Raw genomic sequence first — 23,491 nt, forward strand, 5'->3', positions numbered from 1 at the left:
CGTCATTCCCGCGCAGGCGGGGATCGCTCCAGGTTGTGCTCCCGCTCCTGCTTCTGCGGCTGGTTTTGCTTTGATATCCACCGTAGCCCGTCCAATTGCACTCACGCCGTCTCTCTACAAGCAAGAGCAAGAGCGATTCCCGCCAGCGCGGGAATGACGAAATCATTTAGTGGGAACGTCGCCCAAATCGAACGCCCTACCCCACTCAATACACCAAAAACAAAAGCGGCCTTCCGGCCGCTTTTGTCTACATCACCCAGTACGCCTGAACCGCGTCCCGGGCCTGAGTCACTTCCTGCCCTTGACGTGCTTCATCAGGCGTCGCTTGGCTTTGACCTGGCGATCCGTCAGCACGTTCTTCTTGCCCTCGTACGGGTTGGCACCCTCACGGAACAGGAAGGTCACTGGCGTACCCACCAGCTTGAAACGCTTGCGGAAGAAGTTCTCCAGATAGCGCTTGTACGAATCCGGAAGCTCCTTCAGGCGCGTGCCGTGCACGATGAAGGTCGGCGGATTGCTGCCACCCGGGTGCACGTAACGCAGCTTGGAGACGTGGCCACGGATGCTCGGCGGCGGATTGGCTTCATAGGCCACTTCCAGCGCCTTGTTGACTTCGGCCGTGCTGAATTCGTGCGTCGCCGAGGCATGCGCGCGATGCACTGCCTTGAACAGCTCACGCAGGCCCGAGCCATGCAGTGCGGAAATCCGCACATTCTCGGCCCATGGCACGAAGCCCAGCTTCAACGACAACAGGGTCTCGGCCTGCTGCTTGTCATACTCGCTCAAACCGTCCCACTTGTTGATCGCAATGACCAACGCGCGACCGGCATCGAGCACCGCGCCCAACACGCTGGCATCCTGATCGGTCACACCTTCGTGGGCGTCCAGCATCAACACCGCCACCTGGCACTGCTCGATCGAGCGCAGCGTCTTGACCACGCTGAACTTCTCCACCACCTCGTCCACGCGTGACTTGCGGCGCAGGCCGGCGGTATCGATCAGACGGTACAGCTGCCCGTCGCGCTCCAGATCCACCGCGATCGAATCGCGGGTGGTGCCGGGCACTTCGGAGGCAATCATCCGCTCCTCGCCGAGGATGCGGTTGACCAGCGTCGACTTGCCCACGTTCGGGCGGCCAACGAAGGCGATACGGATGCGATCCGGGTCGTTGTCCAGCGTCTCGGCTGTGCCCTCTTCCGGCAAGCGCTCGACGATCTCATCAACCAGGTCATCGATACCCTGCCGGTGCGCGGCAGAGATCATCAACATCTCGCTGAACCCATAACGGGCAAATTCCGAACGAACGGCATGTTCGTCCGTTCCGTCGATCTTGTTGATCAACAGCAACGTGGGCCGCGCAAGCTTGCGCAGCCAAGACAGGATCTCGTCATCCAGGGCCGACGTGCCATCACGCGCGTCAACAACAAATACGATCAGATCCGCCTCACCGGCGGCGGCTCGGGCCTGGCGCGCGGTGGCGCCGGCCAGCCCTTCCTCTTCACCGGCAATGCCGCCGGTATCCACGAGCAGGAAGGGATTGTCCTCGTCCGTGCGGCAAACGCCGTAGTTGCGATCACGGGTTACCCCGGGCTGGTCATGGACCAGCGCATCGCGCGTACGCGTCAGCGCATTGAAAATCGTGGACTTGCCGACGTTCGGCCGTCCAACCAGGGCGACCAAAGGCAGCATCGCGTTAACTCCTTATTGGGCCAACCGGAATGCGGTCAGCTTCCCATCTACGTTCTGCACCAGCAGGATGCCGTCGGCGACGAGCGGCTGCGCCAGCAGAGCATCACCACCGCTCTTCTCACGCGCTGCCAATTCACCATCGCTCAACCGCAGCCAATGCAGATATCCCTTGTAATCACCAACCACGGCGTAGTCGCCCTGGATGGCAGCACCGGTCAACGAGCGGCGCGCCAGCGCCTGCTGCGACCACATGGCAGAGCCTGAGCTCTTGTCCAAGCCGTACACCGTACCCTTGCCATCGGTGACCACGACATTACCCGAGGACACCGCAACACCACCGCCGCCGCCATGGTCACGCGACCACATCGGACGACCGGTCGGGCCTTCAATGGCCATCGTTTCGTTCTTGAAGCTGGTGACAAACAGCGTATTGCCTTCCAACACCGGCGCGCCATCGATATCGGCCATGCGCTCCAGCTCGGTACGTCCTTCCGGGGTGCCTACCATCTGCTCCCACAGCGGACGCCCGTCCTGCATCGCCAAGGCGGCAACGGTACCGTCATCGTTGCCGATGAACAGCACGCCAGGGCCGGTCACGACCGGCGCATTGCCGCGCACGGTCAGCGACGGCAGCTCCTGCGCATTGAACCAGCGCTGCTCGCCGGTAGCCGCATCCAGCGCCGTGGTGCGGCCATCATTGCTGCGCACGAACACCAGGCCCTGGGCCACCGCCGGCGCGGCGATTACCTCGCCGGTCACCTTGGACTTCCACTTCTCGCTGCCATTGGCGGCGTCCAGCGCGATCACCTGCCCATCCAGCGTGCCGATCACCACCAGGCCATCGCCAACGCCCGGACCACCGGAAAGACGGAGCTTGGGCTTCTTCTTTTCCTTGGCCGGGCTGTATTCCCAGACTTGCTTGCCAGTCTGCAGGTCCAGCGCGTGCACGCCTCCCTGCACCGCCGCCGCGTAAACGCGGCCATCGGCCACCACCGGCGCCTGGCGCAGGCCAATACGGCCCTCACCCTTGCCGACGTTAGCCGACCAGATCTTGCTGACCTGGACGCTAGGTTCGAACTTGGTCAGCTCAGCCGGCTCCAGCGCCTTCTTTGCCGCTGCATCCTTGCCTGCGAACCAACCCTTGACCGTCGAACAACCGATCAGGGACACCGCGATCAAGGCAATCCCTGCAACATGCTTGAACTTCATCAATTCTTCTCCGCTGCAGGATCAGCCACGGTACCGCCGGCGTCCATCAATTTGGTTTCCAGCAAGCGGCGCTGCGGGGCAGCCACGTCCAGCTTGGCCAGTGCCTGGTTGTACAGTTCACGCGCTTCATCGCGCTTGTTCTGTGCGACCAGAGCGTCGGCACGGATCTCAAGCCCCGCGCTGTCGTCGGCGTTGGCCAGCAGCGTCAATGCCTCCTGCGGCTTGCCGGTTTCAATCAGCAGGCGCGCGATGCGCTGGTCGATCAGCGTCTTGAACTCGCCTTCGGCCTTGAGCGCGCGCAATGTCTTGATCGCGTCATCGCTCTTGCCGGCCTCGACCTGCGCCTTGGCCAGCTCCAGCGCGGCCAGGTCGGCATAGATGCCTGCCTTGCCGCCACCCAGCGCCGCAACCTCCTTGGCTGCTTCCTCAAGGTTCTTGGACTGCAGACTGCGCGACACCGCTTCGTAACGGGCGTTGGCGTCGGCCAGCTTGCCAACCTGCTCCTTCTGCCACCACTGCCAACCGGCAATAGCGCCAATGCCGAGAACTACTCCGCCGATAATCCCGGCGCCATTCTTGCGCAGCCACGTGCGGACACGTTCGCTTTGTTCGTGCTCGTCGAGCAGGTCGTCAATCGCCATGCGTACTCTCGCTCACCCTGGCGGGGAGCCTTGTTGTTTTGTTCGACGCCTGGTTTCAGTGTGAAACCGGCGCCACGGAGCCGTCAGAGGATACCGTAAAGCGGGCCACATTGCCGCGCTTGTACGGGCCCAGGTCGACGTTACCTGCCGCCTGCTGAACCTCGACCTCGGCCGCATTGCCCAGCACCATCCGCCCCACCTGGCCGGCCGCGAAACTGCGGCTCTCGCCGGCGCGCACCAAGGCCTTTTCGACGGTGGCACCGTCTGGCGCGGTGATGTCCACCCAGCTGTCCCCCTTGAAATTCAGGGTCAATGTGGACGGCGCAGGGGCAGCCGCCGGCCGTGCCATGGGCGCCATCGAGGCAATATAGGGACCGTTGTCCGTGCTCGGCGCATGCGCCGGCGCCTGAACAGGCGCCGCCGGCTGTGCGCCGGCGACCGGGGCCGGCACCACATCCAGCGAGGCCGTACTCGGCGGCGCGCTATTGGAATTGCCACTGATCACGTACCAGACGGGCACCGCCAATACCGCGGTGATCACCACATAGACCGCGCGGCGGCCGATATTCTCGGCAACCCGCTTCAGTCGCGGCGTATGGGTATGACTGACCAGCTTGGGCGGCTCGACCGGCGCGATACGCGCCTGTTCGAGCAATCCACCCAGATCCACCTTCAGCAGTCGCGCATAACTACGCAGCTGGCCACGCACGAATACCGGCGCCCCCAGCCGCGACCACTGCTCTGCTTCCAGCGCGGCAACCACCTGCACCGGCATGCGCAACTGGCCGGCGACCTCGTCAAGCGACAAGCCGACGGCCTCCCGCGCCTTGCGCAACTGCTCGCCGCAACCCATTACACCATCTAAAGCATTTACACCCGGATCATTGATCACAATGCGTCAGCCTTGGGGATTCGAGGTTGCTGCAGAAGGAAACTCTTCGCGCAACCGCTGTTGGAACCGACCGGCAGCCATCCTGTCGCCGAGTCGCTCTTCAATCTGAATGGCAAGTTGTAACACGGAAACCGTGGCTGGCGCAGCCGCCAAACGTCGCTGGTAGAAGGCCCGGGCCTCGAAATAGCGCCCCTGCTGGACCTCATTGCGGGCCATGGCCTCCAGCGCATAGGCGTTGCCCGGCGCCAACGCCAGGGCCTGGCGAAGATTCTCTTCGGCGCGCTCACGCTGCCCGGCATCCAGCGCACAGCCACCGGCATTGGCCAACGCATCGGCGCGCCCGCCGTAATTCGGATCGGCCAAGGCGCGATCAAACCAGACCAGCGCCTCCGCTGGATGACCGCTGCCGCACAGCCAGGCGCCGTAATTGTTGAGAACATCCCCCTGGTGCGGCGCCAGCTCGGCAGCCTTGCGATAAAGCGCACCAGCCGCCTCGACCTGCCCCCTATGCCCCTCGATCACCGCCTGCAGGGTGTAGGCATCGGGCGTGTCCGGCTGCAGCTTCTGCGCCGAGCGCGCGAACTGCATCGCTTCGTCCAACTGGCCGCGACCAAAGCGATCCGCCGACAGGCGCAGGAACTCCTGGTAACGCATCCGCTTGTGTGCGGTCTTGTCCTGCTTGACGCTGTAGTCGGGTGCAACCACCTGCGGGCGCCCGATCTTGAGATTGTCCCGCCCGCACGCCGCAGTGAGCGTGACCAGAACCAATAGAATCAGCCAGCGATCAGGCGACCGCATCCCCGCCTTCCTGTTCCTGCAGCAGCCGGTTGAACTCGGCCTGGCGGCGGGTGCGATCCATCACCTGCCCCTTGAGCTGGCCGCAGGCGGCGTCGATATCGTCGCCGCGGGTACGCCGCACCATGGTCAGCACCTGCGAGTCGAGCAGGATCTTCTGGAACGCACGGATCTGTTCCTCGTCCGAGCGCTCATAGCGCGTGCCCGGGAACGGATTGAACGGAATCAGGTTGACCTTGCCCGAGTCCTTGGCCTGCACCGCATTGTCGAACTGGCGCATCAGCCGCGCCAGCTGGCGGGCGTGCTCGGGCTGGTCGTTGATGCCCTTCATCAAGGTGTATTCAAAGGTCACCGAGTCGCGCTTCTTGTTGCCGCGCAGGTAACGCGCGCAGGAGGCCATCAACTCGGCAATCGGGTATTTCTTGTTCAGCGGTACCAGCGTCTCACGCAGCTCGTCGTTCGGCGCATGCAGCGACACCGCCAGCGACACATCGCTCTCGACCGACAGGCGATCGATCTGCGGCACAAGGCCGGAGGTCGACAAGGTCACGCGCTTGTTGGCCAGGCCGTAACCCAGATCATCGCGCATGATGCTCATCGCGCGGATGACGTTGTCGAAGTTCATCAGGGGCTCGCCCATGCCCATCATCACCACATTGGTGAGGCGGCGCATCTGGTGCGGCACATTGCCCAGATGACGGGCGGCAACCCACACCTGGCCAATGATTTCGGCGGTGGTCAGGTTGCGGTTGAAGCCCTGGGTAGCGGTCGAACAGAAGGTGCAGTTCAAGCCGCAACCAACCTGCGAGGACACGCACAGCGTGCCGCGGGTCTTGTCCGGGATGTAGACGGTTTCGATGGCGTTCTTGCCATCCACGCCCATCGCCAACAACCACTTGTGGGTGCCGTCGTTCGAGGGCTTGTCAAACACGATGTTCGGGACGACGACCTCGGCATGCTGCTGCAGCTTGGCGCGCAGCGACTTGCCGAGGTCGGTCATCTGGTCGAAATCGGTGACGTAGCGATGGTGGATCCACTTCATCACCTGATGGGCACGGAACTTCTGCTCGCCGAGGGTTTCGACGAAGAACTTTTCCAGGCCCGCGCGATCAAGGTCGAGCAGGTTCTGCTTGCCAGCGGTGGCTGCCGTTTTCGGCAACGGCTGGATGGCGGGTGACTGTACGACCTCGTTCACGACTTCAACCTCTACTTAGCGCGAAACCACTTCGGTGGCGGCGAAGAAGTAGGCCACTTCGATGGCTGCGTTCTCGACCGAATCCGAACCGTGAGCGGCGTTGGCGTCGATCGAATCAGCGAAATCGGCGCGGATGGTGCCCGGAGCAGCGTCCTTCGGGTTGGTGGCGCCCAGCAGGTCGCGGTGGGCCAGCACGGCGTTCTCGCCTTCCAGGGCCTGGATCATCACCGGGCCGGAGATCATGAACTCGACCAGGGCGTTGAAGAACGGACGCTCGCGGTGCACGGCGTAGAAGCCTTCGGCTTCACGGCGCGAGAGCTGCTTGTACTTGGCAGCCACGACCTTCAGGCCGGCCTTTTCGAAGCGGGCGTAGATTTCGCCGATCACGTTCTTGGCAACGGCGTCGGGCTTGATGATGGAAAGGGTGCGCTCCAGCGCCATGGGAATTCTCCGGTAAAGGGCCGGCTGGCCCGAGGGTACATTAAAAAAACCCGCGTGCGGACGCGGGCTTAGCCTGAATTGCGGTGGCTAATTCTACCGGGTGACCCCCGGCTTTGCACAGCGTCAGATGAATGATGCTGCATAGCAGCATGACCTGAACGAGACGACGGGCGTAGGATCCAAACAATCGTTTGATTGATTGAGCCAGCCATGGGCAAACCCGCCAGCTTCTCCACCAAGGACCGCATCCTCGGCGCGGCCGAGGAACTGTTCGCCCAGTACGGCTTTGCCGGCACCTCGCTGCGCCAGGTAACCAGTCACGCGGACGTAAACATCGCCGCGGTCAACTATCACTTCGGGTCCAAGGACAACCTGGTCAATGAAGTGTTCCGCCGCCGCATGGACGAGATGACCGCCGCCCGCCTGGGCCAGCTGGAACAGGCCCGCAGCACCCAGCCTGGCGACCTGCGTGCCGTGCTGGCCGCCTTCGTCGAGCCGGCGCTGGCGCTGGCCCAGGACCGCCAGAGCGGCGGCGCCTTCGTCCGCGTCATCGCCCGCGCCTATGCCGAAAAGAACGACAACCTGCGCAAGTTCCTGTCCGACCACTACGGCCACGTGCTGCGCGAGTTCGGCAAGGCCATCGGTGCCTGTGTGCCGGGCCTGAGCAAGGAAGAGCTGTACTGGCGCCTGGACTTCCTGGCCGGTTCCCTGACCTACGCCATGGCCGATTTCGGACTGATCAAGCGCCCACACAACATCAGCGAGGCCGAGCACCGCCGCAAGGCCGCGCAGGAATTGATCCATTTCGCCGAAGCCGGGTTCCGCGCCAGCGTGCGCACCCCGGCCTCCCCCGCCGTTCCCTGATCCAACCGTCATCGCAGACCAAAGGTTTATCGATATGTCCAATTCCCTGCTTGTCCGCCGCGCCGCCGTCCTGGGCGCAGGCGTCATGGGTGCGCAGATCGCCGCCCACCTGACCAATGCCGGCGTCGACACGGTGTTGTTCGACCTGGCCGCCAAGGAAGGTCCTGCCGACGGCATCGTGCTCAAGGCCATTGCCAACCTGGGCAAGTTGAGCCCGGCCCCGCTGGCCAGCAAGGCACTGGCCGAAGCCATCACCCCGGCCAATTACGACTCCGGCCTGGAACAGTTGCGCGACTGCGACCTGATCATCGAAGCCATCGCTGAACGGATGGACTGGAAGCAGGACCTGTACAAGAAGATCGCGCCGTTCGTGAACGAGCACGCGGTGTTGGCTTCCAACACCTCGGGCCTGGGCATCAACAAGCTGGCCGACGTGCTGCCGGAAGAACTCCGCCACCGCTTCAGCGGCGTGCATTTCTTCAACCCGCCGCGCTACATGCACCTGGCCGAGCTGATCCCGGCCAAGACCACCGACAAGGCCGTGCTGGAAGGCCTGGAAACCTTCCTGACCACCAACCTGGGCAAGGGTGTGGTCTATGCCAAGGACACCCCGAACTTCATCGGCAACCGCATTGGCGTGTTCTCGATCCTGTCCACCATCCACCACACCCAGCAGTTCGGCCTGGGCTTTGACGAAGTGGACGGCTTGACCGGTCCGCTGGTCGGGCGCCCGAAGTCGGCCACCTACCGCACCTCCGACGTGGTCGGCCTGGACACCATGGCCCACGTCATCAAGACCATGGGCGACACCCTGCCTGACGACCCGTGGCACAAGTACTTCAACGCACCGGCATGGCTGGGCGCGCTGATCAGCAAGGGCGCACTGGGCCAGAAGACCGGCGCCGGCATCTTCCGCAAGGTCGGCAAGGACATCATGGTCGTCGACCTTGAGAAGCAGGACTACCGTCCAGCCGACCGCGTCGCCGCACCGGAAGTGGTCGAGATCCTGAAGATCAAGAACCCGGCCGAGAAGTTCGCCAAGCTGCGCGAAAGCCAGCACCCGCACGCGCAGTTCCTGTGGGCGACGTTCCGTGACCTGTTCCATTACAGCGCCTACCACCTGGCCGACATCGCCGAAACCGCGCGCGACGTGGACCTGGCCATCCGCTGGGGTTACGGCTGGTCCTTGGGCCCGTTCGAGACCTGGCAGGCCGCCGGTTGGAAGCAGGTAGCGCAGTGGATCGCCGACGATATCGCCGCCGGCAAGAGCATGAGCAATGCCCCGCTTCCGGCCTGGGTGCTGGACGGCCGTGACGGCGTGCATGCCGCCGAAGGCAGCTACAGCCCGTCGCAGAACGCCCTGGTGCCGCGCTCCTCACTGCCGGTCTACCAGCGCCAGCGCTTCCCGGACGCGCTGCTGGGCGAGAAGTTCGCGCAGGGCGAAACCGTTTTCGAGAACGACGGCATCCGTCTGTGGACCGACGGCGACGGCATCGGCGTCATCAGCTTCAAGACCAAGATGAACACCGTTTCCGACCAGGTCCTGGACGGCATCCAGCACGCGATTGCCTTGTCCGAGAAGCAGTTCAAGGGCGTGGTGATCTGGCAGAACAAGGAACCCTTCTCTGCAGGTGCCGATCTGTCGGGCGCACTGGGCGCGTTGAAGGCCGGCAAGTTCGCCGAGTTCGAGGCGATGGTTGCCAACTTCCAGCGCACCAGCCAGCGCATCAAGTACGCCACCGTGCCGGTTGTCACCGCGGTGCGCGGCCTGGCGCTGGGCGGCGGCTGCGAATTCCAGATGCATGCGGCCAAGTCGGTAGCGGCGCTGGAGAGCTATATCGGCCTGGTGGAAGCCGGCGTCGGCCTGCTGCCGGCCGGCGGCGGCCTGAAGGAAATCGCCGTGCGCGCCTCGCAGGCGGCCGGCCCGGACGGTGACGTGTTCGCCGAACTGAAGAAGACCTTCGAAACCGTGGCCATGGCCAAGGTCTCCAACTCGGCGGTCAACGCCAAGGAACTGGGCCTGATGCGCGGCACCGACAAGGTGGTGTTCAACAGCTTCGAGCTGCTGCACATCGCCAAGGCCGAGGTCACCGCACTGGCCGAAGGCGGCTACCGTCCGCCGATGCCGGCACGCCGCATCCGCGTGGCCGGCGACGTTGGCATTGCCACCTTCAAGATGATGCTGGTCAACATGCTGGAAGGCCGCTTCATCAGCCCCTACGACTACGAAATCGCCGAGCGCATCGCCACCGTGTTGTGCGGCGGCAAGGTCGACCGCAACAGCGTGGTCGACGAAGAGTGGCTGCTGACCCTGGAGCGCAAGCACTTCGTCGAACTGGCCCAGCAGGAAAAGACCCAGGCCCGCATCGCGCACATGCTGACCACCGGCAAGCCGCTGCGGAACTGAGTGAGCGTGCTTAGGGGTGGCGCTGTCAGCGCCGCCCTCGCCCGCCCTCACGCTCACACCTATTGAAGAGATCACTGCAATGACCAAGCAAATCCAGGACGCCTACATCGTCGCCGCCACCCGCACCCCGGTTGGCAAGGCGCCCAAGGGCATGTTCCGCAACACCCGCCCGGACGACATGCTCGCCCACGTGCTCCGCTCCGTGGTCGCACAGGCCCCGGGCGTGGACGTCAACCGCATCGACGACGCCATCATCGGCTGTGCCATGCCCGAAGCCGAGCAAGGCATGAACGTGGCGCGCATCGGCGTGTTGCTGGCCGGCCTGCCCAACACCATCGCCGCGCAGACGGTGAACCGCTTCTGCTCGTCCGGCCTGCAGGCCGTGGCGATGGCAGCTGACCAGATCCGCCTGGGCAACAGCGACCTGATGCTGGCCGGCGGCACCGAATCGATGTCGATGGTGCCAATGATGGGCAACAAGATCGCGATGGCACCGAGCGTGTTCGACAACGACCACGTCGCCATTGCCTATGGCATGGGCATCACCGCCGAGAAGGTCGCCGAGGAATGGAAGGTCTCGCGCGAGGAGCAGGACGCCTTCGCCCTGGCCTCGCACCAGAAGGCTATCGCCGCGATCCAGAACGGCGAGTTCAAGGACGAGATCAGCCCTTACGACATCGTCTCGCACCTGCCCGACCTGGCCGATGGCAAGCGCATCATCACCCGCAACAAGATCGCCGACACCGACGAAGGCCCGCGCCTGGACTCGTCGGCTGAAGGCTTGGCCAAGCTGCGCCCGGTATTCCGCAATGGCCAGTTCGGCGGTTCGGTGACTGCAGGCAATTCCTCACAGATGAGCGACGGTGCCGGTGCGGTACTGCTGGCCTCCGAGCAGGCGATCAAGGACTACGGCCTGACCCCGCTGGCCCGCTTCGTCAGCTTCTCGGTCGCCGGCGTGCGCCCGGAAGTGATGGGCATCGGCCCGATCGCAGCGATTCCGAAGGCATTGAAGCAGGCTGGCTTGAGCCAGGACCAGTTGGACTGGATCGAGCTCAACGAAGCCTTCGCCGCGCAGTCGCTGGCGGTGATCCGCGATTGCGGCCTGGACCCGTCCAAGGTCAACCCGCTGGGCGGCGCCATTGCCCTGGGCCACCCGCTGGGTGCTACCGGCGCGATCCGTACGGCTACCCTGTTGCACGGCCTGCGCCGTCGCCAGCAGAAGTTCGGCATGGTGACCATGTGCATCGGCACCGGCATGGGTGCGGCGGGTATTTTTGAATCGCTGTAAGTGGTTCGTTGTTGCTTTGATTGAAGAAGGCGGCCTTATGGCCGCCTTCTCTTTGCATGTTCATCGCGAAGAGCCCCCTCTCCCCAACCCCTCTCCCGCAAGGGGAGAGGGGCTTGGATCACTGCGAGCGCAGGCATTCTCCGCAACTGCAGCTGTAGCCCCTCTCCCCTTGCGGGAGAAGGGTTGGGGAGAGGGGCAGCACTTCGCGCGCACCTCGCGTGCGACAGCCCTGCGCCAGATACAGAAAAGCAGCCTTGCGGCTGCTCCTCCAGTCCATCGGGCTGACAGAGGGCGTCAGCCTCCAGAATACCCCCGGGCGCTTACTCCGCCAGCATCTTCTGCATCGCCGCCCGTGCCGGCCCGGCCAGCTTCTCGTTTTCCAGCGCAAAGCGCACGGTCGCTTCGATCAACCCCAGATGGGTGCCGCAGTCAAAGCGCGTGCCCTCGAAACGGTACGCGTCCACCTGCTCGATCTTGAGCAACTGCGCAATCGCATCGGTCAGCTGGATTTCGCCACCCGCACCAGTACCGGTAGCCTCCAGCAACTCGAAGATCTTCGGGCTGAGCACATAGCGACCAACGACCGCCAAGTCGCTCGGCGCATCTTCCGGCTTCGGCTTCTCGACGATCTGGCTGATATGTCCCTTGCGGCCATCGAACTTGTCGGTCGCTACGATGCCATAGCTGCCGGTCTTGTCGTGCGGCACGTCTTCCACCGCAATGACACTGGCGCCAGTGGTAGCGTTCAAGTCAGCCATCTGCTTGAGCGCGCCGTCGCCGCGGTTCCAGATCAGGTCATCCGGCAGCAGCACCGCGAAGGGCTCGTTGCCGACGATCGCCTTGGCACACAGCACCGCATGGCCCAGCCCCAGCGCTTCGGTCTGGGTCACGAACACCGCGCGCACGCCCTTGGGCAGCACATGCCGGATCAGCTCCAGCTGCTCCTGCTTGCCGGCGCGCTCGAGCTTCTGCTCCAGCTCGTAGGCCTTGTCGAAGTAGTCGGCCACCGCGTGCTTGTAGCGGTTGGTGATGAAGATCAGGGTGTCACAGCCAGCCTCGATGGCCTCATCGACCGCATACTGGATCAACGGCCGATCAATGATCGGCAGCATCTCCTTCGGCACGGTCTTGGTGGCAGGCAGGAATCGTGTTCCAAGTCCTGCGACGGGGAATACCGCTTTTTTTATTCGGCCGTGCATCAGTGGCTTCTTCCAGCTTCTTTGGAGGTAGGAAACGGAACAATATTGGCAGTGCCAGTCTGCGCCGCGACATCGTCGGCCGGCATGAACTCGGGGATGGTAGTGCCGAGGATATGTCGCATCGCTTCGATATCGTAGGCAGCTACCGCCTTCCTCAGTGCGGCCACGTTATTCAACACCAGCTCGGGTGAAAATTCACGCACGCCTGCCGCCATCACCTTCGGGTGCGCAGTCGGCTGGCAGTTTTCGTCGGCGTAGAACAAGCTCTCGTGCAGCTTCTCGCCCGGCCGCAAACCGGTGTAGATGATCGGAATATCAATCCCCGGCTGCTTGCCGGCCAAACGGATCATCTGCTCTGCAAGATGGCGGATGAACACCGGCTCACCCATGTCCAGCATGTAGATCGCGCCACGCGACGAGGAAGCCGCTGCCTGGAGGATCAGCAGGCAGGCCTCCGGAATCGTCATGAAATACCGGCTCACGTCCGGATGGGTCACCGTGATGGGCCCACCCTTGCGGATCTGCTCACGGAACATCGGCACCACGCTGCCCACCGAACCCAGCACGTTGCCAAAGCGGACGGTGACGAAGCGGGTGTGCGGCGCGCGTCGGTTCAGGCTTTGGCAGATCATCTCGGCGTACCGCTTGGTCGCGCCCAGGGCATTGGCCGGATCAACGGCCTTGTCGGTGGAAATGAAGACAAAATTCTCCACGCCCGACTCGATGCAGGCCGTGGCGACGCACTCGGTCGACAAGGTGTTGTTGCGGACCGCCTCACGCAGCTGCGCTTCCAGCAACGGCACCTGCTTGTACGCGGCGGCATGGAATACGGTATCCGGGTTGTAGCTGCGCAATGCATGGCGGATCACCGCCGGGTCGCCACAGTCACCGAGTACACCATGGACTTCCAGGTCCGGGAAGCTCCTGCGCAGTTCAGCCTGGATGTTGAGCATCAACAGTTCGCTCATCTCCAGCACCACGATGCGCGTGATACCGTGCCGTGCGCACTGGCGGCACAACTCCGAGCCGATCGAACCACCGCCACCGGTCACCAGCACCGTGCGCCCACGCAACCAGCTGCGCAGCAATTCCCAATCCGGCAGGATCGGCTTGCGCCCCAGCAGGTCTTCGATCGCGACTTCCTTCAATTGCCCAGGCAGCGAACTGCCCTCAAGGATATCGGTCAGGCGGGGTACCGTACGGAACGGCAGGCCGGTGCTCTCGCACAAGCCAACCACCCTTTGCATGCCGGCAGCATCAAGGGTGGGTATGGCGATCACCAGCAGCTTGGCGCTGGTCTCCTTCGCCACCTGGGCAACCTCATCCAGGGTTCCCAGGATCGCGGAACCGTGCACCCAGGCACCTTGCAGGTGCGGCGAATCATCCAGCAGACCGACCGGCTCATAGTCGCCGGAGCGGCGCAGGTCCTTGATCAACGACTCAGCGGCCTGGCCGGCACCGAGCACCAGCACACGGCGCGCGCTGGCATCCGAATGCATGGCCTGGTAGTCCTTCCAGGCGCGATACAGCAGACGTGGCCCTCCCAGAAGCGCGGACAGCGCAAATGGGTAAACCACCAATACCGAAATGGGAATTCCCTCGAGACGGCGATAGGAAAACACCACAACTATCGCCAACAGGCCGATGAACGAGGCCTTGAAGATGTTGATCAGATCAGCGACCGAGGCGAATCGCCATAGGCCGCGGTAAAGCCCGACCTTCCAGAACGCAACGGCCTGGATGCCGATCACGATCACTGCGTCCAGCGTGAACCACGCATGCGCCGGCCCACCATCCAACAGCGCGAAGCGGGCCATCAGCAGCAGCTGCCAACACAGCCACACCATGACCAGGTCGTGCAGCATCACCGCATAACGCGGGCCGCCACCTGCAAAGCGCTCGTGCCAAGATGCCATAGAAAACTTTGTCCTTATTTAAGTGCCGTGGCACGCAGGAACATCCACGCCGCTGCCGTAGCAGCCAGCCAGGTAACGCCCCCTGCCCACCCCCAACCTAGGGGAAGCCTTGAAAATTGCGTCGCAAGTGTAAGCCCCACAAGGCTGAAGAACGCATAACCCAGCGTAACAGCCGTGTGACTGCATTCACGCTTCACGAAACGTTGGTAGAGATGCTGGGTATGCGGCTGCATCCAGCGCTCCCCCCTGAGCATGCGTGAAAGCAAGGTGAAGCCTGCGTCAGCCAGGAACACCGCCGGCAACATCAGCCACAGTACCGGCGCAGTCTCGGTAACACTCAAGCCCAGCGCCAACACGCCGGCCACCAGATAGCCCAGCGCGCCGCTGCCCACGTCCCCCATGAAAACACGGGCCCTGGGGAAGTTGAAAGGCAAGAACCCCGCACAGCCGGCCGCAAGAGCCCATCCGGCCATGGCGAACGGCCAAGGCAGCAGCCAGGCCGCACCAAGACCGACAAGAATTGCCTGTGTCGCGGCCAGCCCATTGATGCCATCCATGAAGTTCCAGATGTTGATCAAGGACACTGCCAGTACGAAGCAGAACACCGCCTTCACAACGCTGCCCGTGCCAACCCAGACCAGTGCGCCCAGCAACAAGGCGGCCAACAGGTGCACGCACAGGCGCGGCAGCGCCGGCAATGAGCGGTGGTCATCCCACCAGCCAATCCCCGCAACCAGCAGCAGACCCGCTGCGAACACCAGCAACGTCACCGCATGCGCAGGCATCCACATCGCGCCCAGCCCACAGGCAAGCAACTGCGATACAACGATGCCGATGCCGCCGCCACGTGGCGTTGATACCGCATGGCTACGACGCTCCCCCGGCTGGTCGATGAGCTGCCGCCACCGCGCATATCGGATTGCAAGCCACGTCACCACGGCTGCGGTGGTCAACACCAGCAGCAACAACCAATACTGCGACTGTGGCACTCAGAGCACCGCGTAGTTCAATAGCGGCTTGACCGTGCCCCATTCCTTGCAGCTCGGGCACTGCCAATGATGGGTACGCGCACCAAAGCCGCAACGGGTGCAGCGATAGGCCGGATTACGGACCAGCAACTGGTCGGTGATGTGCTTCAGATCCTGCAAGGTCGCTACCGGATCCGCACCCTCGGCCAAGGTCAGGTCGATCAAGGCCGACTCGCCACGCACCGACGGGCGATCCTTGAGCTGGCGCCCCAGATAGGCCCGCGCCGGCGCGGTGCCTTCCTGTTCCTCCATCAAACGGGTGAGCGCCAACACCGGCGCGATGCCGCGATAATGCTCGGTCATCTCGGCCAGGAACGCACGGGCACCGGCGATGTCGCCGACATTGCGGTAGTTCTGCAGCAGTTGCGGCAGGATTTCCGGCAGGTAATCCGGGTCGTTGCGTGCGGCGCGCTCGAATGCCCGCACCGCCGCCTCGTCGTTGCCGAAATCACTCTCCAGCCGACCTTCAATGATGCCGGCGCGCACGCTCATGGCATCGGCCGCGTTGGCCCGATTGATGGCGGCCCGCGCGTCGTCCAGACGACCTGCAGCGCGGTAACGCTCAGCCAGTTCGCACTCGAACTGACCAATCAGCTTGCCCATTGGCTCGTCGGTCACCGCCTCGTAGCGGGTGGCGTTCTCGATCGCCTTTTCCCAGTCGCGTTCAGCCTGGTAGATGCCGATGAGGTGCTTCAAGGCCTGCGGCGCACGCTGGTCCAACTGCGCCAACTCGGTGAACACCGTCTCGGCCCGGTCCAGCAGGCCGGACTTCATATAGTCCTCACCCAGCGCAAGCAGTGCCTGGACGCGCTGCGCGTCGCTCAGGTCATTGCGGTTGACCAACCCTTGGTGCAGACGGATCGCGCGATCGACTTCGCCCCGGCGACGGAACAGATGCCCCAGCGCGACCTGCGTTTCAAAGGTTTCCTTGTCCAGCTCGGCGATATGCAGGAACAGCTCGATGGCCTTGTCCGGCTGCTCGTTGAGCAGATAGTTCAAGCCACGGAAATACGTACTGGAAAGACGGCTGACCTGGTTTTCACTGTGGCGCTGCCCTCCCCGCCGACCTATCACCCAGCCGGCCAGCGCGGCCAACGGCAGGCACAGGAAGAACCAGAACCATTCACTGATGAAAGCCATCGTTGCTCAGCGTCCGTCAAAGGGAGAAGGCGTCTGCACTGCAGTCGCTGCCGGTTCCACCGCCGTTGCAGCGGCAGCCTTGTTGGCGCGGCGCAGCTTGGCGTACATCGGCACCACCAGGCCAGCCATGACCATACCGCCACCCACCAACGCCCCCAGCAACAGCGAGGCGATGATCGCGACGCCGGAAGTGGTCTTGAGCACCCAGAACGCAAGGCTGATTTCGATGGGCTGCGAGTTGAGCGAGCCGATCACTAGGCCGCCTATCAATACCGCCAGCAGGATCACTAATCGAACGATCTTCATGCGCCGGCTCACTCCTGTAACAAGAGCCCGTAGCTTACCGTTCAGCGGATCAAATGGCAGCACTCAATCTACTGCGAGCGGGTCCGGCAGAAGCACTCAGGCAGGATCGCTTTCCAGCGGCACCACCGAGCTGACGCGCTCGCGCAGCTCCTTGCCCGGCTTGAAATGCGGCACATGCTTGCCCGGCAACGCAACCGACTCACCCGTCTTCGGGTTGCGACCCAGGCGCGGCGGACGGTAATGCAGGGAAAAACTGCCGAAACCGCGGATCTCGATGCGGTCACCGGAAGACAGCGCCCCGCCCATCATTTCCAGCAACGACTTCACCGCCAGATCGACATCATCAGCCTTCAGGTGCGCCTGATGGCGCGCGAGGATTTCGATCAGTTCGGATTTGGTCATTGCGTACTCGTCAATGGCAGGGTCTTACCCTGAAACGGCCCGGACTGATGTCCGGGCCGCCAGGTCACAACTACTTACAGCAGGCCGATTACTCGGACTTGTTGCCGTTCAACTGTGCGCGCAGCAGCGCGCCCAGCTGGGTGGTGCCGCCGGAAGCGGACTGGTATTCCTCCAGCACTTCGCGCATTTCGGCATCGTCCTTGGCCTTGATCGACAGCTGCAGAGTACGGCCCTTGCGGTCCATGCCCACGAACTTGGCTTCGACCTTGTCGCCGACCTTCAGGAACTGGGTGGCGTCGTCGACGCGCTCGTTGGCGACGTCACGTGCCGAAACGTAGCCTTCGATGCCGTCAGCCAGCTCGATGGTTGCGCCCTTGGCATCAACTTCCTTCACGACGCCTTCGACCTTCGAACCCTTCGGGTTGGCAGCCATGTACTGGCCGAACGGATCCTGCTCAAGCTGCTTGACGCCCAGCGAGATGCGCTCGCGCTCCGGATCGACGGCCAGGACCACTGCGTCCAGGGTGTCGCCCTTCTTGAAGTTGCGAACCACGTCTTCGCCGGTGGTGTTCCAGCTGATGTCCGACAGGTGCACCAGACCGTCGATGCCGCCGTCCAGACCGATGAAGATACCGAAATCGGTGATCGACTTGATCTGGCCGGAAACCTTGTCGCCCTTCTTGAAGATGGCGGCGAAGGTTTCCCACGGGTTGGCAGCAACCTGCTTCATGCCCAGCGAGATACGACGACGCTCTTCATCAACGTCCAGCACCATCACTTCGACTTCATCACCAACCTGGACAACCTTGGACGGGTTGACGTTCTTGTTGGTCCAATCCATCTCGGACACGTGCACCAGGCCTTCGACGCCCGGCTCGATCTCAACGAACGCGCCGTAATCGGTCACGTTGGAGACCTTGCCGAACACGCGGCTGTTGGCCGGGTAACGACGTGCGATGTTGTCCCACGGATCCTCGCCCAGCTGCTTCAGGCCCAGCGAAACGCGGTTGCGCTCGCGGTCGAACTTCAGCACGCGCACGTCCAGCTCGTCGCCGACGTTCACGACTTCGGACGGATGGCGCACGCGCTTCCATGCCATGTCGGTGATGTGCAGCAGGCCGTCGATACCGCCCAGGTCCACGAATGCGCCGTAGTCGGTCAGGTTCTTGACGACACCCTTCAGGATGGCGCCTTCCTGCAGCTTGTCCATCAGCTGCTCGCGCTCTTCCGAGTGCTCGCTCTCGACAACTGCACGACGCGACACGACCACGTTGTTACGCTTGCGGTCCAGCTTGATGAGCTTGAATTCCAGCTCCTTGCCTTCCAGGTAGGCCGGGTCGCGCACCGGGCGCACATCGACCAGCGAACCGGGCAGGAATGCGCGGACATCCTTGATGTCCACGGTGAAACCACCCTTGACCTTGCCGCTGATGCGGCCGGTGATGGTTTCGTTCTTTTCCAACGCTTCTTCCAGCTCGTCCCACACCATGGCGCGCTTTGCCTTCTCGCGCGACAGGACGGTTTCGCCGAAGCCGTTCTCGATCGAGTCGAGGGCAACCTTCACCTGGTCGCCCACGCCCACGTCGATCTCACCAGCGTCGTTACGGAACTGTTCGATCGGCACGATGCCTTCGGACTTCAGGCCGGCATTGATGATCACCACGTCGCCGCGGACATCAACGACGGTACCGATAACGATGGCACCGGGCTTCAGCTTGGCCAGGTTGGCCTGACTGGCTTCAAACAGTTCTGCAAATGATTCGGTCATTAGATTTACTCAGTTGAACATATGGACAGCGGATCTGTTGCGAAAACCCGTACCGTCCAGCCTGTTGGACGACCCCATGAAAGCAGCCGCATGTGAATGAAAAAGCCCACCACGCACCATTGCGCAGCGGGTTGTTGCAACATCTTTGGTGCGACTGCGATCGGTCAACTGATCGCACTCAACGCAGCCAGGATCAGGCTTCCTTGGAAACCAGATCCAGCACCTTGGCAACGACGTCGTCGATGCCAATACCGCTGGTGTCGATGAGGATGGCGTCTTCGGCCGGCCTCAGGGGCGCCACTGCGCGCTGTGCATCACGGGCGTCGCGGGCCATGATCTCACGCAGGAGGTCTTCAAAGTTAACCGAAACCCCTTTTTCTTTCAACTGTTTATGCCGCCTCTGGGCGCGCTCCTCGGCGCTCGCAGTCAGAAAAACCTTGAATGGGGCGTCAGGGAAGATGACGGTACCCATGTCGCGACCATCGGCCACCAACCCCGGCAAAACCCTGAATGCGCGCTGACGCTCCTTCAGGGCAGCCCGCACCTCCGGAATGGCCGCAATGGCCGAGGCCAATGCCCCGGTGGTCTCCAGGCGCAACTCGTCGGTGGCATCGGTGCCATTGACCAGCACCCGCAGGCTTTCCCCCTGCTCCACGAACTGCACTCTGGTATCAAAGGTGCAACGCACCAGCGCCGACGCATCAGAGGTATCGATGTCCGCCCAACTGGCAGCCACGCCGACCGCCCGATACAGCGCACCCGAGTCCAGGTAATGCCAACCCAACTGACGGGCGACGATGCGACTGACGGTACCCTTGCCAGCCCCGGACGGGCCATCAATGGTAAGAACGGGGGGCAATTGACTCATCTGGATGCCTGTTTGGAGCGAGAATCAGGCTATTCTAGCGCCCTGCACCGCCATCGCTGCACGTATTTGCACGCAAGCACTTGAACCGGCATGGAAATACCCGGTAGAATGGCGGGCTTGAACGAGCGTTATCCTGCATATCCGCGGCCGCGCTCCTGATATTCCTACAGTTATCCGCCGAGGTATGCCATGAAAGTTCTGTCCTCCCTGAAGTCGGCGAAGGCCCGTCACCGTGATTGCAAGGTTGTGCGCCGTCGCGGCAAGATCTTCGTGATCTGCAAGTCGAACCCGCGCTTCAAGGCTCGCCAGCGCTGAGCCAACTGGCGCAAGCCAGGGCCTGATCCGCAAGGATCGGGCAACGCCAAAAAGCCGCCCTTGGGCGGCTTTTTGCTTGGCTGCGCCCACACCGCACCCGCACAGGGTGAGCGCGCACATAAAAACCGCGGTCAACCGGTACTTTTGCCGTCTTTTTTGCTGTAATCACAGCTTGTCCTCTGGGGAGATGTGACCAATGAAGCAAACACTGAAGATTCTGGGCCTGGTCATTGCACTGGCCGCAGCGCCGGCGGCAATGGCCGATACGCTGTTGATCGAGCGCGCACAGGAAAAACCGGCCGAAGCCATCCCGGCCCGCGGCCAGACCATGGCACAGGTTGAAGCCCGTTTCGGTGCGCCGAGCGAACGCATGGATCCACGCGGCGGCCAGAAGCGCCAGTGGCCGACCATCAATCGTTGGGTCTACCCCGCCTTCACCGTGTACTTTGAAAAGCAGCGCGTGATCGATGTGGTCGCTCGCCAGGCCAGCCCCGACGAAGTCGGCCCGAAGCCACCGATCCGCTGAATCCCTTCCAGGCAGCAGGCCTGTACCCGCTGCCTCAACGCCCATCCGGGCCAATCGCACTCCGAGAAGAATGAACGAAACGCTCCGCTTTCCAGCCGAATGGGAAACCCAGTCCGGCGTCCTGATCGCCTGGCCGAACGCCGACACCGACTGGGCCGAGCGCCTGGCCGAGGTCGAGGAAACCTATATCGCGCTGGTCAGCGCCATCACCCGCTTCCAGCCGGTACTGATCTGCGTGGCCGACGACGATGTCGAGACCTATGCGGAGATGCGACTGCGCTCGAACCGCGTGGACATGGAGCGCGTGCAGTTTGTCACTGCGCCCTATGACGACACCTGGTTGCGCGATTCCGGCCCAATCACCCTTAAACGCGCCGACGGCAGCTTCCAGTTGCTGGATTTCCGTTTCACCGGCTGGGGTGGCAAATTCGAGGCCAGCCTCGACGACCAACTGGTCGGCGTGCTCGACCAGGCCCGGGTCTTCGACAACGCCCAGGTGCGCAGCATTCCATTCGCATTGGAAGGCGGCGCCATCGACACCGACGGTGCCGGCACCTTGCTGACCACCTGGAAGTGCCTGCACGAACGCCATCCGGAGCGCGACCGAGCTTCGCTCAGTGCCGACATGGCCAGCTGGATGCAGCAGGATCGCGTGCTGTGGCTGGACCACGGCTACCTGGAAGGTGACGATACCGACGCCCATATCGACACCCTCGCCCGCTTCGCCTCGGTCGACAGCATCGTCTACCAGAACTGCGATGACCCGCAGGACTCGCATTTCGTCGAGCTGCAGGCGATGGGCGCCGAACTGGCCGCACTGCGCACCGCCGAGGGCAAGCCGTACCGCCTGTTCCCGCTGCCTTGGGCCGAGCCGGTTCTCGACGAAGGTCGCCGCCTGGCTGCCTCGTATGCAAACTTCCTGATCATCAACGGCGCGGTGCTGATGCCGGCCTATGGCGATGCCGCCGATGATGCTGCGCGTGACGTGCTGGCACAGGCCTTCCCGGACCGCGAGATCGTGCAGGTGCCCTGCCGCTCGCTGATCTGGCAGAACGGCAGCCTGCACTGCATCACCATGCAGCTGCCGGCCGGCCTTCTGAAAAACTAGGCGCGCCACCTGTAGTGCCGAGCCATGCTCGGCAGGGGCTTCACGAGCGAAAAGCCACCCTCACCCCAACCCCTCTCCCGCCAGCGGGAGAGGGGCTAAAGCCGTAATGGCGAGCCATGCTCGGCAGAGGCTTCACGAGCGAAAAGCCACCCTCACCCCAACCCCTCTCCCGCCAGCGGGAGAGGGGCTAAAGCTGTAATGGCGAGCCATGCTCGGCAGAGGCTTCACGAGCGAAAAGCGCCCTCACCCCAACCCCCGCTCCGCGCCCCGGCCCTTGCGCTGGCGCAAGGTCGTTCGAATGGCTGCGAACCTTTGGTTCGCAAGCAGCCCTTCTCACCCCGCAAACGGGAGAGGGGCTCAGAGCGTAGTGCCGAGCCATGCTCGGCAGGGGCTTTACCAGCAAAAAAGCCACCCTCACCCCAACCCTCTCCCGCACACGGGAGAGGGGCTCAAGCCGTGGAGTCGAGCATGGCTCGGCGCTACCTGGGAAGCGCAAGCAACCGCATGGGCGCCACAGCCCTTTCCGTTCAGCCCTGACCACATAGCCGACGCGCATCCGCGTTAACATGCGCGTTTTCCACCGCAGGATCGCAGCATGAACTCGCGCAGCCCCCTTACCGTCGCCCTTGTCCAGGAGCGCAACCACGGTGACGCCGCCGCCAACCTGGCCGTGATTGATGCACGCGTGGCCGAGGCTGCCGCGCAGGGCGCGAAACTGGTGCTGCTGCAGGAACTGCACAACGGCCCGTACTTCTGCCAGCACGAGTCGGTGGACGAATTCGACCTAGCCGAGCCTATCCCGGGGCCCAGCACCGAACATCTTGGCGCGCTGGCCAAAAAGCACGGCGTGGTCATCGTCGGCTCGCTATTCGAGCGCCGTGCCGCCGGCCTGTACCACAACACCGCCGTGGTCTTTGAAAAAGACGGCACCCTGCTCGGCAAGTACCGCAAGATGCACATCCCCGATGACCCGGGCTTCTACGAGAAGTTCTACTTCACCCCGGGCGACCTCGGCTTCACCCCCATCGACACCTCGGTCGGCCGCCTCGGCGTGCTGGTCTGCTGGGACCAGTGGTACCCGGAAGCGGCGCGCCTGATGGCGCTGGCCGGCGCCGAGCTGCTGCTCTACCCCACCGCCATCGGCTGGGACCCGGACGACGTGCAGGACGAGAAAAACCGCCAGCGCGATGCCTGGGTGCTGAGCCACCGTGGCCACGCCGTGGCCAACGGCGTGCCGGTGCTGAGCTGCAACCGCGTGGGTCACGAAGCCTCGCCGCTGGGCGCTTCGGGCATCAACTTCTGGGGCAACAGCCACGTGCTGGGTCCGCAGGGCGAGTTCATCGCCGAAGCCGGCACTGATGCGACCCTGCTGGTCTGCGAGATCGACCTGCAACGCAGCGAACACGTGCGCCGCATCTGGCCGTTCCTGCGTGATCGCCGCATCGATGCCTACGGCGACCTGCTCAAGCGCTACATCGACTGACCGGACCCGAG

The 23,491-nt window shown here is 63.3% G+C and carries 22 protein-coding genes; 7 read left to right on the top strand and 15 right to left on the bottom strand.

Annotated elements, in window-relative coordinates:
* Nucleotides 1-288: 288 nt before the first annotated feature.
* From der to ndk, 7 genes are read right to left on the bottom strand one after another with little or no spacing between them, the layout of a single operon-like run.
* Nucleotides 289-1,689 (bottom strand): ribosome biogenesis GTPase Der, encoded by a 1,401-nt coding sequence (gene der / locus ACVOLQ_RS05870; RefSeq protein ID WP_313171664.1) that lies wholly within the window; start codon nt 1,687-1,689, stop codon nt 289-291.
* 12 nt (nt 1,690-1,701) lie between these two features.
* Nucleotides 1,702-2,898, bottom strand: a complete 1,197-nt coding sequence (gene bamB / locus ACVOLQ_RS05875; RefSeq protein ID WP_481527439.1) for an outer membrane protein assembly factor BamB — start codon at nt 2,896-2,898, stop codon at nt 1,702-1,704.
* Entirely contained in the window at nt 2,898-3,539 is a 642-nt protein-coding gene (locus ACVOLQ_RS05880; RefSeq protein WP_313171660.1) for a YfgM family protein, read from the bottom strand. The genes bamB and ACVOLQ_RS05880 overlap by 1 nt, the downstream gene beginning before the upstream one ends.
* 55 nt (nt 3,540-3,594) lie before the next feature.
* Nucleotides 3,595-4,431, bottom strand: coding sequence for a RodZ domain-containing protein (locus tag ACVOLQ_RS05885; protein ID WP_313171658.1), 837 nt, complete (start codon nt 4,429-4,431; stop codon nt 3,595-3,597).
* A 6-nt stretch (nt 4,432-4,437) separates the two neighbouring features.
* Nucleotides 4,438-5,229 (bottom strand): type IV pilus biogenesis/stability protein PilW, encoded by a 792-nt coding sequence (gene pilW, locus ACVOLQ_RS05890; protein WP_481527440.1) that lies wholly within the window; start codon nt 5,227-5,229, stop codon nt 4,438-4,440.
* Nucleotides 5,216-6,421 (bottom strand): dual-specificity RNA methyltransferase RlmN, encoded by a 1,206-nt coding sequence (gene rlmN / locus ACVOLQ_RS05895; protein WP_481527441.1) that lies wholly within the window; start codon nt 6,419-6,421, stop codon nt 5,216-5,218. The genes pilW and rlmN overlap by 14 nt, the downstream gene beginning before the upstream one ends.
* Before the next feature lie 15 nt (nt 6,422-6,436).
* On the bottom strand, nt 6,437-6,862 hold the full coding sequence (ndk, locus tag ACVOLQ_RS05900; protein WP_108749396.1) for a nucleoside-diphosphate kinase: 426 nt from the start codon (nt 6,860-6,862) through the stop codon (nt 6,437-6,439).
* Nucleotides 6,863-7,072: 210 nt separating this feature from the next.
* Here ndk and ACVOLQ_RS05905 point away from each other — a divergent pair, with 210 nt between their 5' ends.
* The 3 genes from ACVOLQ_RS05905 (at nt 7,073) to ACVOLQ_RS05915 (ending at nt 11,421) form a co-directional block, all read left to right on the top strand.
* The gene (locus ACVOLQ_RS05905) at nt 7,073-7,726 is read left to right on the top strand and encodes a TetR/AcrR family transcriptional regulator (RefSeq protein WP_293706417.1); all 654 of its coding nucleotides are present in this window, start codon (nt 7,073-7,075) and stop codon (nt 7,724-7,726) included.
* A gap of 34 nt (nt 7,727-7,760) precedes the next feature.
* On the top strand, nt 7,761-10,133 hold the full coding sequence (locus ACVOLQ_RS05910) for a 3-hydroxyacyl-CoA dehydrogenase/enoyl-CoA hydratase family protein (protein ID WP_481527442.1): 2,373 nt from the start codon (nt 7,761-7,763) through the stop codon (nt 10,131-10,133).
* 79 nt (nt 10,134-10,212) lie between these two features.
* Nucleotides 10,213-11,421, top strand: coding sequence for an acetyl-CoA C-acyltransferase (locus tag ACVOLQ_RS05915; protein WP_481527443.1), 1,209 nt, complete (start codon nt 10,213-10,215; stop codon nt 11,419-11,421).
* A gap of 320 nt (nt 11,422-11,741) precedes the next feature.
* Here the strand turns inward: ACVOLQ_RS05915 and galU are convergent, their stop codons facing one another.
* From galU to cmk, 8 genes are all read right to left on the bottom strand, one after another.
* A complete protein-coding gene (gene galU, locus ACVOLQ_RS05920) occupies nt 11,742-12,620 on the bottom strand; it encodes a UTP--glucose-1-phosphate uridylyltransferase GalU (RefSeq protein ID WP_313171646.1) in 879 nt (292 codons plus the stop codon).
* Nucleotides 12,620-14,536, bottom strand: coding sequence for a polysaccharide biosynthesis protein (locus ACVOLQ_RS05925; protein WP_481527444.1), 1,917 nt, complete (start codon nt 14,534-14,536; stop codon nt 12,620-12,622). The genes galU and ACVOLQ_RS05925 overlap by 1 nt, the downstream gene beginning before the upstream one ends.
* Nucleotides 14,537-14,550: 14 nt before the next feature.
* A complete protein-coding gene (locus ACVOLQ_RS05930) occupies nt 14,551-15,525 on the bottom strand; it encodes an MraY family glycosyltransferase (RefSeq protein ID WP_481527445.1) in 975 nt (324 codons plus the stop codon).
* Entirely contained in the window at nt 15,526-16,704 is a 1,179-nt protein-coding gene (lapB, locus tag ACVOLQ_RS05935; RefSeq protein ID WP_313171640.1) for a lipopolysaccharide assembly protein LapB, read from the bottom strand.
* Between the two features lie 6 nt (nt 16,705-16,710).
* Nucleotides 16,711-17,010 (bottom strand): lipopolysaccharide assembly protein LapA domain-containing protein, encoded by a 300-nt coding sequence (locus ACVOLQ_RS05940; RefSeq protein WP_481527446.1) that lies wholly within the window; start codon nt 17,008-17,010, stop codon nt 16,711-16,713.
* Between the two features lie 96 nt (nt 17,011-17,106).
* Nucleotides 17,107-17,412 carry an integration host factor subunit beta gene (locus tag ACVOLQ_RS05945; RefSeq protein WP_057628209.1) on the bottom strand — a complete coding sequence of 102 codons (306 nt, stop codon included), beginning with the start codon at nt 17,410-17,412 and terminating at the stop codon, nt 17,107-17,109.
* A gap of 88 nt (nt 17,413-17,500) precedes the next feature.
* Nucleotides 17,501-19,180, bottom strand: coding sequence for a 30S ribosomal protein S1 (rpsA, locus tag ACVOLQ_RS05950; protein WP_313171637.1), 1,680 nt, complete (start codon nt 19,178-19,180; stop codon nt 17,501-17,503).
* A gap of 193 nt (nt 19,181-19,373) precedes the next feature.
* Entirely contained in the window at nt 19,374-20,048 is a 675-nt protein-coding gene (cmk, locus tag ACVOLQ_RS05955) for a (d)CMP kinase (RefSeq protein WP_313171635.1), read from the bottom strand.
* 189 nt (nt 20,049-20,237) lie between these two features.
* Between cmk and ykgO the strand changes: the two genes are divergently transcribed.
* The 4 genes from ykgO (at nt 20,238) to ACVOLQ_RS05975 (ending at nt 23,480) form a co-directional block, all read left to right on the top strand.
* Nucleotides 20,238-20,363 carry a type B 50S ribosomal protein L36 gene (gene ykgO, locus ACVOLQ_RS05960; RefSeq protein ID WP_005409283.1) on the top strand — a complete coding sequence of 42 codons (126 nt, stop codon included), beginning with the start codon at nt 20,238-20,240 and terminating at the stop codon, nt 20,361-20,363.
* A 196-nt stretch (nt 20,364-20,559) separates the two neighbouring features.
* Nucleotides 20,560-20,889 carry a hypothetical protein gene (locus tag ACVOLQ_RS05965; RefSeq protein WP_313171633.1) on the top strand — a complete coding sequence of 110 codons (330 nt, stop codon included), beginning with the start codon at nt 20,560-20,562 and terminating at the stop codon, nt 20,887-20,889.
* A 70-nt stretch (nt 20,890-20,959) separates the two neighbouring features.
* Nucleotides 20,960-21,997, top strand: coding sequence for an agmatine deiminase family protein (locus ACVOLQ_RS05970; RefSeq protein ID WP_481527447.1), 1,038 nt, complete (start codon nt 20,960-20,962; stop codon nt 21,995-21,997).
* A 595-nt stretch (nt 21,998-22,592) separates the two neighbouring features.
* A complete protein-coding gene (locus ACVOLQ_RS05975) occupies nt 22,593-23,480 on the top strand; it encodes a carbon-nitrogen hydrolase (protein WP_481527448.1) in 888 nt (295 codons plus the stop codon).
* The last annotated feature ends 11 nt before the right edge of the window (nt 23,481-23,491 follow it).

Source organism: Stenotrophomonas sp. STEN031 (assembly GCF_056759975.1).

Coding starts and splice junctions, on each gene's coding strand:
- der (WP_313171664.1), bottom strand. CDS start 1,689: ATGCTGCCTTTGGTCGCCCTGGTTGGACGGCCGAACGTCGGCAAGTCC.
- bamB (WP_481527439.1), bottom strand. CDS start 2,898: ATGAAGTTCAAGCATGTTGCAGGGATTGCCTTGATCGCGGTGTCCCTG.
- ACVOLQ_RS05880 (WP_313171660.1), bottom strand. CDS start 3,539: ATGGCGATTGACGACCTGCTCGACGAGCACGAACAAAGCGAACGTGTC.
- pilW (WP_481527440.1), bottom strand. CDS start 5,229: ATGCGGTCGCCTGATCGCTGGCTGATTCTATTGGTTCTGGTCACGCTC.
- ndk (WP_108749396.1), bottom strand. CDS start 6,862: ATGGCGCTGGAGCGCACCCTTTCCATCATCAAGCCCGACGCCGTTGCC.
- ACVOLQ_RS05905 (WP_293706417.1), top strand. CDS start 7,073: ATGGGCAAACCCGCCAGCTTCTCCACCAAGGACCGCATCCTCGGCGCG.
- ACVOLQ_RS05910 (WP_481527442.1), top strand. CDS start 7,761: ATGTCCAATTCCCTGCTTGTCCGCCGCGCCGCCGTCCTGGGCGCAGGC.
- ACVOLQ_RS05915 (WP_481527443.1), top strand. CDS start 10,213: ATGACCAAGCAAATCCAGGACGCCTACATCGTCGCCGCCACCCGCACC.
- galU (WP_313171646.1), bottom strand. CDS start 12,620: ATGCACGGCCGAATAAAAAAAGCGGTATTCCCCGTCGCAGGACTTGGA.
- ACVOLQ_RS05925 (WP_481527444.1), bottom strand. CDS start 14,536: ATGGCATCTTGGCACGAGCGCTTTGCAGGTGGCGGCCCGCGTTATGCG.
- lapB (WP_313171640.1), bottom strand. CDS start 16,704: ATGGCTTTCATCAGTGAATGGTTCTGGTTCTTCCTGTGCCTGCCGTTG.
- ACVOLQ_RS05940 (WP_481527446.1), bottom strand. CDS start 17,010: ATGAAGATCGTTCGATTAGTGATCCTGCTGGCGGTATTGATAGGCGGC.
- ACVOLQ_RS05945 (WP_057628209.1), bottom strand. CDS start 17,412: ATGACCAAATCCGAACTGATCGAAATCCTCGCGCGCCATCAGGCGCAC.
- rpsA (WP_313171637.1), bottom strand. CDS start 19,180: ATGACCGAATCATTTGCAGAACTGTTTGAAGCCAGTCAGGCCAACCTG.
- cmk (WP_313171635.1), bottom strand. CDS start 20,048: ATGAGTCAATTGCCCCCCGTTCTTACCATTGATGGCCCGTCCGGGGCT.
- ykgO (WP_005409283.1), top strand. CDS start 20,238: ATGAAAGTTCTGTCCTCCCTGAAGTCGGCGAAGGCCCGTCACCGTGAT.
- ACVOLQ_RS05965 (WP_313171633.1), top strand. CDS start 20,560: ATGAAGCAAACACTGAAGATTCTGGGCCTGGTCATTGCACTGGCCGCA.
- ACVOLQ_RS05970 (WP_481527447.1), top strand. CDS start 20,960: ATGAACGAAACGCTCCGCTTTCCAGCCGAATGGGAAACCCAGTCCGGC.
- ACVOLQ_RS05975 (WP_481527448.1), top strand. CDS start 22,593: ATGAACTCGCGCAGCCCCCTTACCGTCGCCCTTGTCCAGGAGCGCAAC.